Here is a 13,825-nt window from a genome sequence, read left to right on the forward strand (position 1 = left end):
AGAGAATTAATGAAATGCTAAATAATGTAACTTTTATTGATGGCATTTCTGAGCATGAAGTTGACAAAATAAAACAGGATAAAAATTATGCCGCTTAATTCCCATACACTAGATTTGACAATAACTCGCATTATAGTCACTATTTATACTAGTGCGATTAAGTTCCTTTTTTATAGCTCTTTCACTATAGCCAATTTTATTGGCTATTTGAGATGTTTGGTATCCTAATTTAAGTAATTCTTCTATACAATATCTATTTGAAAGAGTTAAGTGCTTTGGCATTTTTTAGTTCCTTATCGTTTATTTTAGTTTCGTCAAAACCTAATAAACTATATTTGGAACTCTCTTTCAACTATTTAAAACTTTCAGAATACAATCTAGCATTACTTTTTCGTTTCTTATGCCGTTATTTGCAAGTTTTAGCTTTTGGATAGATGGTGTGTTTGTAGGTCTCCTAAAAACTGTAGCAATGAGAAATGCGATGATTTTATCAGCAGGAGTGTATATTGCTTCTGTTTTTTTATTACAATCTTATGAAAATTATGGCTTATGGATTGCGCTAATATTATTCTATATAGCTAGAATAGTATTTTTGATGCCTCCACTAGGTCAGTATATTAAAAAAGGAGTTTAAATGCCGCATATAATCTTAGAAGTACCTCAACAATTTGATACAGAATTAGCAAAGAAGGTAATAAATTTAGCATAGCAATTTTTGGTAGAAAAGTTGCCAACTAAATTAGAAACCTTTAAAAGTAGGGTTTATATATACAGCTTTAGTAGTGTAGCTGGAGATGATAGCCTAGATGTAATCCATGTGCAGATAAAAGTTCTAAAAGGAAGAAAGCCTGAGCATCTAGAAAATATCTCACAACAATTGAAAGCTAAAATTCACGAATTATTAAATCCTGAATTAATTTAGACAATTATAGTGTAACTCTAGAGTTGATGGAGCTATCTACTGCTTATGCTAATTAATATTTGATTATCATTATTATTTCACTAATATATACTAAAATCTTCAAACTTAGATTATTAGAAAATTAATGAAAAACTATAATAGATTACTATTTTCATCATTAGGAGCTGCTTTTGAGTTCTATGATTTTGCAATATATTCAGTATTTGCTGTAGCAATTGGTAGTAAGTTTTTTGATAAAAGTAGTTCTATAAGCAATACTTTATTAGTTTTTTTAGTTTATATCGTTGGCTATCTTGTGCGTCCTATTGGTGCTTGGGGTTTCGGATATCTTGCTGATAAGAAGGGTAGAGCATTTGTCTTGAGGCTTAATATGTTCTTACTATTTTTTGCGACTCTAGCACTGGCTTTTTTACCCACGATAGAAAGTATTGGTGTTTTTGCTACTATTTTGTTTGTTGGATTACGCTGTATACAATCATTGGCAGTGGGAGCTGAGATACCAGTATCAGTAGTATATATTGTCGAGAACTACCCTCAAAGACAAGGCTTTATGACTAGCATAGTGTTTTGTTGTTTAAGTATTGGGATTATGATGACATCACTTGTACTGTTTATATTAAATCATTTTACTAGCCAAAGCTTTATAGAAAATTATGGTTGGCGGATTGGATTTTTCATAGGTGCTTGTTTTACATTTATATTATTTTTCTTGAGAAAAAATATTGTTGATATTCCTAACGTTGTTGAAGCGTTTGATAGACCACGCTCTGAAAACTCTATGTTTATAGTGAAAGTAATTATTGGAATAGCTTTAGTTGCTTGTATTGCTATGTTAACTACCCAGCTATATATGTTTTTACCTGCGTATAAACAAATGTATGTAGAGTCAAATTATGATATTTCTAATTTACTTCTAACGGGTTCTATAATTATGGCAATTAGTTGTTTGGTAGGTGGGTTTATTAGTGATTATGTATCTAAGTCTAAGATGATGGCATTATTGATTTTGATAAGTATTGCAGTAACCCCAATCTTTTATAAAAATATGATTGCTGGAACTGATGTCTTTGTATGTTTTATTATTTTGTCAATTATAATGGGATTTTTTGCTTCAACATATAATATGATTATTACAAATTTCTTTAGATTAGAGTATAGATGCCGTGGTTATGGTATTGCTTATAATCTAGGATATTTGATATTTTCTGCAGGTATACCAGTCTTGACAATATCTCTTATAGCTACAACTAATAATCTTCTGGTACCAGTATATTTAATTGTATTTGCTGGAGCGGTATCATTTTTTGGGATTGTTACAGCTAGTTGGTTTATGAGAAAGGCTTAAATATCATCGCCGAAGGGTCTGATTTGAATTGATTATATAGTTCAATTATATATCTATCAGTCATTGAGGATATATAGTCGCTTATAATTCTGGCTTTCTCGTGAGTGTTTTGCGTATTATAAAATATAGCACCAATATCATCTGGTAATAGGCTTTCATCTGGAGTTGAGCTAATCAAAATATCAAAAATCTCTGAAATTATTTCTCGACCACGATATCTTAGGACATTGAGTTTAGGTGATTTTATTATTTTAAACAAAATATATTTTTTCAGTACTTCGACTTGTTTTCTAATCTCATTATTTAAATATACCTTTGAAATAATTGGAACTTCTAGGTTTAAGTCTAGCTCAATATTTTGAATACAACTATTAACTAGTTTTGAAGTTAATTTTGTGCGTAATAAGCTATTGTTAGTAATATTTTTTGATATTCTATATATCTCTGTGCTATCTGCATTGAAATCAATATAATCTGAAAATATATCTTTGAGGATATTTTGAATTTCATCCTTAGTAATCTCTAAATCGTTAGGCATTGCATTATAAATTTTATCTAGAAGCTTGTTATCAATACTTGCCATAGATAGTGGATCTATAAATCCGCCTTTAAGAGCATCTTCGACATCATAAGTTGAATAAGCAATATCATCTGCTACATCCATAATATAACATTCTATAGTTTTGAAGTTTTCTATAGTTGTTATGCCATAAGGCTCGAGGAGTTTTTGTTTAATATCTTCAACTAGTCCTGACTCTTCATGATAATAGCCCTTTGTAAGCTTGCCTAGATCACTAATTGATGGAATGTGCTGATCATATTTTATAGTTGCTGCAAGAGTTCTATATGTGAGATTTAAACCAAAAGTTTGCTTTTGATCAATATCTTTTTTCGTAGTATGTGATATCAGTCGTAGCGTCTGAGCATTACTTTCAAAACCACCAAAATTATGCATTTTTTTATTTAAGGCAACTTCACCGTTATGACCAAAAGGAGGGTGTCCAATATCATGGCAGAGTGCTGCTGTTTCAATTAGATCATAATCTAAATTTAGTCCATGTTCTGGGTTAAGTTTAACAGCTATAGATTTGGCTATTTGCGCCACCTCTAGAGAGTGAGTAAGCCTATTTCTAAAAAAGTCATTTTCAAAACTAGGGAAAATTTGTGTTTTTGCTTGAAGTCTTCTAAATGATGAAGAGTGAACAACCCGTGCATAATCCCTTCTGAAAGCAGAAAAGTTATCCTTTTTTGATATATCTTTATTTTGTCTTAGATAATCATTTTCATGATAAAGATTTATTGCCATATACACTCTAATATAATTTGTAATTATACTTTAAATATTAGAGTAAATGATTAGATATGCAATATTTTAGTAGTAAGAAAGATAAAGAGACTAAGAATAATTATTCTTGAACATCAAATCTGCCAAGCATCATAACCTTATGCCAAGCTTTTGCAAAGTCGTTTACAAATTTCTGCTCATTACCATTTTCAGCATAAACTTGAGCTACAGCTTTAAGTTCAGAATTTGAACCAAAGATTAGATCTACAGAAGAAGCAGTCCACTTTTGTGCACCAGTTTTTCTATCTATACCGATATACTCACCATTGTTTGTATCAGATTTTTCCCATTTTGTAGACATATCAAGTAAGTTTACAAAGAAGTTGTTATTAAGCTGACCAGGAGTTTTGGTAAATACACCTTCTTGAGAGTCATCGTAGTTTACATTTAGTGTACGCATACCACCAACTAAGACAGTCATTTCAGGGATATTTAGATTAAGCATGCTTGCTTTTTCAACTAGTGCTTGAGGTAGCTTGTTAGATGCTAGACTACTGTCACTATAGTTTACAAAACCATCAGCTTTTGTTTTTAGATAGTTGAAAGACTCTATATCAGTTTGAGCTTGAGTAGTGTCTGTTCTACCTGGTACAAATGGTATTACTATAGTATAACCAGCTTCTTTAGCTGCTTGTTCAACACCTACATTACCGCCTAGTACTATTAAGTCAGCTAATGATACTTTAGTGCCATCTGTTTTGCTATTGTTAAAGTTGGTTTGAATCTCTTTAAGCTTAGCAAGAACAACTTCAAGTTTAGCAGGTTCATTCATTTGCCAATCTTTCTCAGGAGCTAAAGCAATTCTTGCACCATTTGATCCACCTCTATAGTCGGTTTTACGATAAGTAGAAGCTGAATCCCAAGCAGTTCTTATAAGTTGTTGATTCGTTAATCCAGAGTTTATGATATCTTGCTTAAGTTGAGCGATATCTTGAGCTGATACTTGCTTGTAGTCAGCAACTGGTACAGGATCTTGCCATATAAAGTTTTGCTCAGGAATCCAAGGACCTATATATCTAGATTTTGGACCCATATCTCTATGCGTTAATTTAAACCATGCTTTAGCAAATTCTTCTTTAAATTCTTCAGGGTTATTGTAGAATTCTTGAGTATATTTATTAAATCCATCGTCTTCTTTTAATGCTAAGTCTGTTGTAAACATTATAGGTTTATGTTTTACACCTGGCTTATGAGCATCAGGAACCATATTTTCTGGCTTAGCATTTGTAGGAGTCCATTGATGAGCTCCAGAAGGGCTAAGAGTTTTTTCCCAATTTAAGTTATATAGGTTATGTAAGAAATCATGATTCCAAAAAGTTGGTGTAGAAGTCCAAGAGCCTTCAAGACCACTACCCATAGTATCATCACCCATACCAGTACCGTAGCTATTATGCCATCCTAAGCCCTGTTGCTCGATAGGTGCTTTATCCGGAGCAGGACCAATATCTTTTTTGATATCTTTCTCTGGAACTCCACCATGAGTTTTACCAAATGTGTGACCACCAGCAATAAGAGCAACTGTTTCTTTATCAGTCATACCCATAGCTCTAAAAGCTTGGCGAATTTCACTAGCAGCACCTTTTATATCAGGTTTGCCATCTGGACCTTCAGGGTTTACATATATCAGACCCATTTGAGTTGCTGCATAAGCTGGAGCAAGCTTGCCATCTTTGACATTACTAGACATTAGCTGTTCAGGAGATATACCCCAGTTTGTATCATCGCCTTGCCAATCGTCTTCTCTACCAAAGGCAAAACCAATCGGCTTCATACCCATTGATTCTAATGAAACAGTACCAGCTAAAACAATCAAATCAGACCATGATACAGCATCACCATATTTCTGCTTGATTGGCCATAAAAGCTGTCTTGCTTTATCAAGGTTAACATTATCTGGCCAACTATTTAGCGGAGAGAATCTTTGCTGACCACGATTAGCACCACCACGACCATCTGCTAATCTGTAAGTACCAGCATCATGCCAAGATAATCTAATAAAGAAAGGACCATAATTACCAAAATCAGCAGGCCACCAATCTTGAGATTGGGTCAAAAGATCTTGCATATCTTTTTTAAGTTCATCAGTATTTAACTTCTTGAAAGACTGGTGATAGTCATAGTTTTTGCCCATTGGACTATCAAGCTTATTTAGATTACGTAATGGCGATAAATCTACACTTTGAGGTGTAGTCATTTCGGTATTTTTGTTATCAGCTATAGCACTATTTGATGCTAGTAGCATTCCAGACATTCCTAATGCTGTTACAATTTTCTTTAGCATGGTGATTTCCTCGCTATAAAGTTAACTTATAATACAAGATTCTTCTTATATTTTCTAAACTGAACCAAATCTTATCTTTAAAATAAAATTAAGGTCTATAAGTGATTGTATGTAAATGAAAAAGTCAAGTCAAATAGTATATGGTTATAAGCTCTATAACAAATTCTTATAAGTCCTGTAGCTTTATATAGAGTTGATTTCAATTTATTTATAATCCACCAGTGATATCAATAATAGTACCGGTGCAGTAGTTTGCACCATCTGATAATAACCAAATAACTCCACTAGCAATCTCTTCAGGATAACCACTCTTTTAAGCGGGATTTTGTGTTTGATTTTATTAACTCTAGCAGCATCACCAGATAGTTTATTGATATCTGTATATGTAGAGCCAGGTCTTATACAGTTTACTAGGATTCCTTCATCAGCTAGTTCTTTTGATAAGCCTTTTGTAAGAGTATCAATTGCACCTTTGGTACAAGCGTAATCTATATACTCATTAGGCGAGCCAGAGCGAGATGCACCAGATGATATATTAATAATCTTACCACCGCTATAACCATATTTTTGCGACATATTTTTTATAGCATGTTTTGCACATAGAATATTCCCAATAGCATTTACTTGGAATACTTTTTGTAGACGATCAATACTCATATCCTCTAGACGAGAAGTATGAAAAATCGTACTAGCGTTATTTATAAGCGCATACATGGAGCCATGGTCAGATATAAATTCATCAAACATTTTTTTGATATCTTCTTCATTTGCTATATCAGCACAATAAGTTGATATATTGATATTATAGCTAGATAGCTGTGTTTTTAGCTTATCAATATTCTCATGATTTTTATTATAATGTAAACCAACATTATAACCAGCTTTTGCTGCAGCTAAAGCTATGGCAGATCCAATCCCACCATTAGCGCCTGTTATTAAAATATTTTTAGTCATTATTAAAGCTCAATAAATTATTTTATCGCAATTCTAGCAGATGCTCTCAAGCAAGTCTCTTTCTACAGCGATAGCAGCTTGTTTTTGTGAGTCTTTGAGGTTATTAATCAATATTGAGAATATATATTGCTTATCATTAGTGTAAAGATATCCAGATAGAGAAACTGAAGTTGTTCCGGTGCCGGTTTTTGCATAAACTTTACCTTTTAATATCGCGCTTGAGCGATTTTTAAGTGTACCGGTTTCTCCATATATTGGTAGTAGACTCCTAAAAAGCTCAAAACTCTTATGCTGAGATATCTGTTGTAATAGATTACTAATAAAATCAGCTGATAATAAATCATTATCTGACATCACAGCACCATCTTCAATTTGAATTTGGCTAGTGTCAATTTTAAGCTTACTTTTTAGTATTTCATCAATAGCATTTTTGCCAGATACGATACTTCCGACTTGATTATACTTATAGCCTATAGTTCTTGTGATTGTCTGAGCATAGAGATTATCGGATACCAAAAGCATATGTTTTAGCAACTTTGTTAGATTAGCTGATTTATGATCTGCTAAAAATATTAGATTGTTTGGAAGTTTATTTGTGACTTTTATTTGTTTGGATGATGAAATTTTAAGCTGTGCAAGTTGAGCTAAGACAGCTTGTTGCATATGTCGTTGAGGATTTTCTATGGCAAAGCTAAAGGTATAATTGTTTAATGGTAGGCAACCATTAAGAACAAGTTTATGATCCACATAATTAGAGCTAAATTGGCAAGTCTTTAGCTGCTCTGGTTTAGCTACAACTAGCTTATTCACAAAATTAATTTTCTCACCATCAGTTTGCTTTATTTTGAAGGAGTTAGAGCTTGGTGTAAGTTGAAGGGTTATTGCATTTTCATTCAAGTTATATATTGAGCTTGGAGCTCCGTAACCAAATATAGAACTAGTATTGCTTTGATTGATAGGTATATCACGCCCCTTAAAGTAGCTGTTTACAAAGTAGATATTCTTTATGCTGTGGATATGTTTTTTTTGTAAGCTCATTAAAAGTTTATTCAAGTCCCTGGTAGTAAAACTTGGGTCACCTGAAAACTCAATATAGAGATTGTTAACACTATGATATTAATATAATCATAATATATAGCAGTTGAGTATTTAAAGTGTTTACCAAGAAATAGTAATCCTGAGATGCCCGTTAATAATTTAGTGTTACTAGCGGGCATGAAGTTTTTGTTAGAGTCTTTTGAAAAAATAACGGCTTTATTCTGAGAGTCAATAATTTTGATCCCAATTAGTGCTGATTCAAGATGATGATATTTTATTGAGTTATTTAGTTTCTCATTTAACTCTACAGAGTTAAATGAGAATGCTAAGTGAATTGTTAGTATGAAAAATAATAATGATTTAAATATTTTTGTAGACATTAAAGTCTTTGTATTTAACTTTCAGAAGCTTGATTATAGCTAAGATTCCAACAGATAGCTAATAATGCACTAGCAATTACACAAGAGCCCAATAAGAATATAAATACAGCATCCCAACCTAGCATAGTTGCGATAATACCAATTACAGCTTGAGCACCAACTGTACCTAAGAAATAGCCAAATAACCCTGTAAACCCAGCTGCAGTACCACCAGCTTTTTTAGGTACTAAGTCCAAAGCTAATATCCCGATCAGAGCGACAGGTCCGTAGATAAGTACACCCATAGCAGATAATGAAAGTAGTAATACCCAAGCAGTGTCACTATACCAGTATACAAACAAAGCACAGATGAACAAAAGCATACATATCACACCCATGGGAGCTCTACGACTACCAAAATATTTATCTGTTATCCAACCAATTATTATAGTTCCTGGAATCGCAGGTAACTCAAATAATGCAAATCCCAAAAGTCCTGTAGTTGTTGACATGTGTTTAACATGAACAAGGTAATACGTTGACCAGCTTAAAAGACCATATCTAGCACAATAAACAAAAGCATTTGCAAATGCAATTAGCCAAACCCATTTATTATTTAGGACATATTTAAAGAAGATTTCTTTAGCTGAAAACTCTTGTTCATGATGAGCTTCTGAAGTTGTATAGCCTTTGTATACTTCTATAGCTGGTAAACCCACTGATTGAGGAGTATCTGCACCAAAAATTAGAACTAATATTGATACAAATATACACATTGCACCAGCAACATAAAAAAGACCGTGCCAATTATCATTGAATATTAGTAGACCAATAGGTACAACCGCAATAGCTAAAAATCCTGCTCCGACATTATGAGCAGTATTCCAGATTCCCATTTTTGTGCCGCGCTCATTAGCACAGAACCAGTGTGTCATAATACGTGCACATGCTGGCCATCCCATACCTTGCACCCAACCATTGATAAGCATAGCAATGAATAACACAAGTACGCCTAATGATAATAAGCTAGGTAATATTAGGTTTATAAGTCCTGTGATAAATAATCCAATAGCTAAAAATATCTTTGCATTACTTCTATCTGAGATATTTCCCATCAAAAATTTACTTATACCATAAGCAATACCTAAACCAGCCCCAATTAGTCCAAGCTCATCTGGAGTTAAGGTTGTAATATACTGTTTTGATACATCGAAACTACTACGACCAAAATAGTATGTGAAATAACCTATATAGGCTACTAAAAACATTCTTAGGCGCCAATGAGGGTATGCTTTTTGAATTTGCTCTTTAGCTAATAAAGGCAGAGCTTTCGCAGGTTTAAGAAAATTCATCGTTAATTAGTAAATATTAAACACTAGTAGCTTGGTAGTTTAGTTTAAATTTTGGTATTCGGCAATATAAATTAACTGTTTAATTGGGATGCCTTAGATGATGATTAGAATTTTTTTGGAAAAGGAATGTTGGGGTAGGCAGGTGGTAAATCTAAACCTTTAGCTGCTTCTACACCTCTTAGTATATCTGGTCTATCAGTGATGATACCATCAACTTTACAGTCGATTAAATTATTGATAACTTCATAGTTGAAATCGCTACCTTCATCTTCTGTCCAGCCCCAAGCCACAACTTTGACACCTAGTTTATGAGCCTCTTCAACATCTTTTTTAGTTAGATCTTTTTCATAAGGTTCCCAGAATGTACCACCTAATTTTTTGACCATCAATGGATAGTTGTAATTATAGTCTTTAGAATCAAGTGGAGCTGTCCATTTTTGATAATCTGTCATCTGCTTTGCTTGTTCAGCACTCATTGGCTCTGTTGTATGATCTGTTAAATATGCTGTTTTAACTTTTGGATTTAATTTCTGTAAATCTACTAAAGCTCGCCATTCAAAAGATTGCACTTCAACATTATCAGTCATATCTGTCTCAACTAAAACCTTATTTAAAGCTTTAGCCATTTCTTCAGCAGTCCAACTTGCATTCGGGTCATAAGGGTTGGTTTTTATCTCAATTTGTAGACGAACTCTACTGCCAACATTAGATTTGACATAGTTAATAATTTCTTCTAGCGTTGGCATGTGAACATTATCCATATCAATATGATTAGGATACATTTTAGCTGTTGCAGAGTCAGGTTTTATATATCCAACTGTGTATTTTTTAACTTGATCTAAAGTAAGATCTTTTATTGGAGTTTTTTCTGTTACCCAATTACCATTTTCATCTTTTGTAAGATCTGGGTTTAGTGTTAAATCGTGTGTTACAACTAAAACTTTATCTTTAGTCATATTTACATCCATATCAACAACATCAACACCAACACGCATAGCTTCTGTATACGCTGGTAATGTGTTTTCTGGAGCGATAGGTCTAATACCTCTATGAGCATAAATGTTTATAACATCAGCAGTAGCAATACTAACACTACATACAGTAAGAGCGGTTGCGGTAATTTTTTTGAACATTTTTTACTTACATGATTTGGTTAAAAGCAGAAATATAATTACTTTTTTATCATCAAATAGCAACATTTTTATTTCAGAAAAATAGTTTTTTATGATAGTTGTTTACTTTATAATCACTGTAGTAATTTTATTCAAGATTAGTGATGTCTGTTAAAAAGAAGATTATAATTTTAGTGGCTGTACTAGTTCTATTATTTTGTGGCTTTATATATTATATTAGTGGCTCTAATGCTAAACAGATCCCTGGATATGTAAGCACTGATATTAGATATATATCCTCACAGGAAAGTGGTAGGCTTCTTAGATTAGATGTAAGTCAGGGAGAGTTTGTCAAAGAGGGACAGGAATTATTTCTGATTGATTCATCAAAAAATCAGACTTTATTAGATTCAAATAAATTTTTGTATAGTGCATCTCAAGCAGTATCAGAAAATATGTCTAAAGGTAAAAGACAACCATATCTAGAAAAGACAGCAATCGATATATCTAATGCTAAAGCAAATTTAGCTGTTGCATCTAAAGAGTATCAGCGTCAACAAATGTTATTAAAAGATAATAGTACTTCTCAAAAAGAATTTGAACAGGCACAAAGTAAATATATCCAAGCAAATAATCAAGTTGAAGCATTAGAGGTAATGCAAATTATTAATAATTTACCTGCTCGAGAGGATTTGCGAAATGCAGTAGACTTTATGTCAAAATTTATCAATAGTAATTCTAAATATTTACAACAAAAAATCAGTTCAGCAGATGTTAAGTCATTAGAAAGTGGTTATGTTTATCAGATTTTTTATCACAAAGGTGAAGAAGTACGGGCGTATAGTCCAGTAATGACTATTATAAATCCTGAAGATGTATATGTTTTATTTATCAAAAGATGATCTTGCTAGACTACATATTGGACAAACTATTGATTTTATTACACCTAATAATAAGAGTTTAGAGGCTAAAGCTAGTTATATCTCACAAAAGGCTGAATATACACCACCATTATTGTATGGCATAAACTCTGATTCAGAGATTTATTTTGAAGTGCATGCTAAGTGATTACTCCACAAATAGCTATGAGATTCATATCGGAGAGCCTATAAAGGTAGAGCTAAGATGATAAGTGACAAAGAGGATCAACTAATAATAGATGTTAAAAATTTTACCAAAGTCTATGGTGATAAAACTGTAGTTGATAATATCTCACTTCAAGTTAAGCAAGGAGATATTTATGGCTTTTTAGGACCTAATGGTTCAGGTAAGCCAACTTCTATGAGAATGATATGTGGCTTACTGCCAATAACAAAAGGCGAGGGTACTTGTCTTGGTTATGATATAGGTACTCATGCTAGTATTATAAAACAGCAAGTTGGCTATATGACTCAGAAATTTACACTCTATCCTGATCTGACAGTTAGAGAGAATCTCAAGATTTTTGCGAGACTTCATAGTCTAAAAAATATTAAAGAAGCTGTTGAGAAAACAATAGATAATCTGCAAATAGGTAAAGCTAGAGCGAATCAAAAAGCTTATGAGTTATCAGGTGGTTGGAAACAACGATTAGCTTTGGGTGTGGCAACAATTCATGATCCTAAATTATTACTATTAGATGAACCTACAGCCGGAGTAGATCCAAAAGCACGTAGAGAATTTTGGGACTATATATCAACACTATCAAGTAAAGGCATCACAACATTGGTATCAACTCACTATATGGATGAAGCAGAAAGATGCAATAAGTTATCATATATCGCTTATGGAAAGCTGTTATCTAGTGGTACTCAAAAAGATATTATTGATAGCTGTGGTATTAAAACATACAATATTTCAGGCAAAAATGTTTATAGCCTTGTGTTAGAGCTTCAAGATAATACTGAAATTGAGCAGGTGTCAATGTTTGGCAGTAGTGTACATCTTAGTGTTAAAAATAGTATTGATATTACACACATTCAAACAGAGTATAATCAATTTGAATGGCAATCAATAGAAACATCACTTGAGGATGCTTTTATATACTTGATGAGTAGCCAAAAGGATAACTTTGCATGAAGTATTTTGATATTAATAGATACTATGTGATTTTTCTCAAAGAGGTTATTCATATGCTTAGAGATAAAGTCACAATTGGATTAGTGATTGGTATACCACTTATTCAGCTAATACTATTTGGCTTTGCTATAAATATGAATCCAAAGCATCTAAGTACAGCAATAGTTAATGCTGATAAGACACTACAAACAAACTATCTAATCGAGAAAATTAATAATACTGGTTATTTTGATATCAAATATCAAGACATCTCAAGAGATGATGCGACAACACTAATGCGTAAAGGTAAGGTACAGTTTATTATAGATATACCACATAACTTTACTAAGCAAGTTTATCGTAGTGAATCTCCGAATATTCTAATAATAGCAGATGGAGCAAATGCAACTTCAAACTCAGGTGCTTTACAAGCTGTTGATAAGGTCAAAGAGATATACAGTCAATACTTTTCCAATAAACAAATGCCTCAGCCACAGCCTTTTAATTTTGTGATCCATAATAAATATAATCCAGAGAGTAAAACACAAAATAATATCGTACCAGCATTGGCAGGAGTGATTTTGACTATGACTATGGTTATGGTTACCTCTTTGACAATCACACGCGAGAAAGAGTATGGAACTATGGAATCTTTACTTGCGACACCTGTCACATCTCTTGAGATTATTTTCGGTAAGATTACTCCATATATTGTTGTTGGTTATATTCAGTTATTGCTTATTATAAAAGCTAGATTGTATTCTGAAAGTTTTAAATAGTTGAAAGAGAGTTCCAAATATGGTTTATTAGGTTTTGACGAAACTAAAATAAACGATAAGGAACTAAAAAATGCCAAAGCACTTAACTCTTTCAAATAGATATTGTATAGAAGAATTACTTAAATTAGGATACCAAACATCTCAAATAGCCAATAAAATTGGCTATAGTGAAAGAGCTATAAAAAAGGAACTTAATCGCACTAGTATAAATAGTGACTATAATGCTGAGATAGCACAGAAGCTATATCAAAGCCGCAGAACTTCAAATAATCATAAGCTATCCTGTAAAGTTAAAAAGCTA

Annotated in this window: 13 protein-coding genes and 3 pseudogenes; 8 read left to right on the forward strand and 8 right to left on the reverse strand. The window is 32.6% G+C overall.

The window, feature by feature from the left end; genetic code table 11:
- Positions 1-108: 108 nt before the first annotated feature.
- Entirely contained in the window at positions 109-282 is a 174-nt protein-coding gene (locus tag F8C69_RS04725; protein WP_234393698.1) for a helix-turn-helix domain-containing protein, read from the reverse strand.
- A gap of 157 nt (positions 283-439) precedes the next feature.
- Here F8C69_RS04725 and F8C69_RS04730 point away from each other — a divergent pair, with 157 nt between their 5' ends.
- From F8C69_RS04730 to F8C69_RS04740, 3 genes and pseudogenes are all read left to right on the forward strand, one after another.
- Positions 440-634, forward strand: coding sequence for a hypothetical protein (locus tag F8C69_RS04730; protein WP_234393501.1), 195 nt, complete (start codon positions 440-442; stop codon positions 632-634).
- Positions 635-978: pseudogene (locus F8C69_RS11195) on the forward strand (tautomerase family protein). It abuts the gene before it with no gap.
- Between the two features lie 68 nt (positions 979-1,046).
- Complete coding sequence (locus F8C69_RS04740; protein ID WP_159184392.1) at positions 1,047-2,267, forward strand: MFS transporter; 1,221 nt, start codon at positions 1,047-1,049, stop codon at positions 2,265-2,267.
- Here the strand turns inward: F8C69_RS04740 and dgt are convergent.
- The 7 genes and pseudogenes from dgt to F8C69_RS04770 form a co-directional block, all read right to left on the reverse strand.
- Positions 2,251-3,573 carry a dGTP triphosphohydrolase gene (gene dgt / locus F8C69_RS04745; protein ID WP_159184393.1) on the reverse strand — a complete coding sequence of 441 codons (1,323 nt, stop codon included), beginning with the start codon at positions 3,571-3,573 and terminating at the stop codon, positions 2,251-2,253. The genes F8C69_RS04740 and dgt overlap by 17 nt on opposite strands.
- Before the next feature lie 100 nt (positions 3,574-3,673).
- On the reverse strand, positions 3,674-5,893 hold the full coding sequence (gene katG, locus F8C69_RS04750; protein ID WP_159184394.1) for a catalase/peroxidase HPI: 2,220 nt from the start codon (positions 5,891-5,893) through the stop codon (positions 3,674-3,676).
- A gap of 208 nt (positions 5,894-6,101) precedes the next feature.
- Positions 6,102-6,847: pseudogene (locus tag F8C69_RS04755) on the reverse strand (SDR family oxidoreductase).
- 33 nt (positions 6,848-6,880) lie between these two features.
- A complete protein-coding gene (dacB, locus tag F8C69_RS04760; RefSeq protein WP_252988830.1) occupies positions 6,881-7,900 on the reverse strand; it encodes a D-alanyl-D-alanine carboxypeptidase/D-alanyl-D-alanine endopeptidase in 1,020 nt (339 codons plus the stop codon).
- Positions 7,897-8,265, reverse strand: a complete 369-nt coding sequence (locus tag F8C69_RS11030; protein WP_252988831.1) for a D-alanyl-D-alanine carboxypeptidase — start codon at positions 8,263-8,265, stop codon at positions 7,897-7,899. Before F8C69_RS11030 ends, dacB begins: the two co-directional genes overlap by 4 nt.
- A gap of 14 nt (positions 8,266-8,279) precedes the next feature.
- Positions 8,280-9,596, reverse strand: coding sequence for an MFS transporter (locus tag F8C69_RS04765; protein WP_159184395.1), 1,317 nt, complete (start codon positions 9,594-9,596; stop codon positions 8,280-8,282).
- A gap of 104 nt (positions 9,597-9,700) precedes the next feature.
- Complete coding sequence (locus F8C69_RS04770; protein ID WP_159184396.1) at positions 9,701-10,729, reverse strand: glycerophosphodiester phosphodiesterase; 1,029 nt, start codon at positions 10,727-10,729, stop codon at positions 9,701-9,703.
- 173 nt (positions 10,730-10,902) lie between these two features.
- Between F8C69_RS04770 and F8C69_RS04775 the strand changes: the two genes are divergently transcribed.
- The 5 genes and pseudogenes from F8C69_RS04775 to F8C69_RS04790 form a co-directional block, all read left to right on the forward strand.
- On the forward strand, positions 10,903-11,610 hold the full coding sequence (locus F8C69_RS04775; RefSeq protein ID WP_236352341.1) for an HlyD family secretion protein: 708 nt from the start codon (positions 10,903-10,905) through the stop codon (positions 11,608-11,610).
- Positions 11,588-11,776, forward strand: coding sequence for a hypothetical protein (locus F8C69_RS10570; RefSeq protein WP_234384168.1), 189 nt, complete (start codon positions 11,588-11,590; stop codon positions 11,774-11,776). Before F8C69_RS04775 ends, F8C69_RS10570 begins: the two co-directional genes overlap by 23 nt.
- A 57-nt stretch (positions 11,777-11,833) precedes the next feature.
- Positions 11,834-12,766 (forward strand): ABC transporter ATP-binding protein, encoded by a 933-nt coding sequence (locus F8C69_RS04780; RefSeq protein WP_159184397.1) that lies wholly within the window; start codon positions 11,834-11,836, stop codon positions 12,764-12,766.
- Positions 12,763-13,491 (forward strand): annotated as a pseudogene (locus F8C69_RS04785) (ABC transporter permease); the annotation flags it as partial. The gene F8C69_RS04780 and the pseudogene F8C69_RS04785, both read left to right, overlap by 4 nt.
- A 103-nt stretch (positions 13,492-13,594) precedes the next feature.
- Positions 13,595-13,825, forward strand: a 231-nt coding sequence (locus F8C69_RS04790) for a helix-turn-helix domain-containing protein (RefSeq protein WP_159183974.1), incomplete at its 3' end; no start/stop codon positions are given.

Source organism: Francisella noatunensis subsp. noatunensis (genome assembly GCF_009823375.1).
Lineage (GTDB): Bacteria > Pseudomonadota > Gammaproteobacteria > Francisellales > Francisellaceae > Francisella > Francisella noatunensis.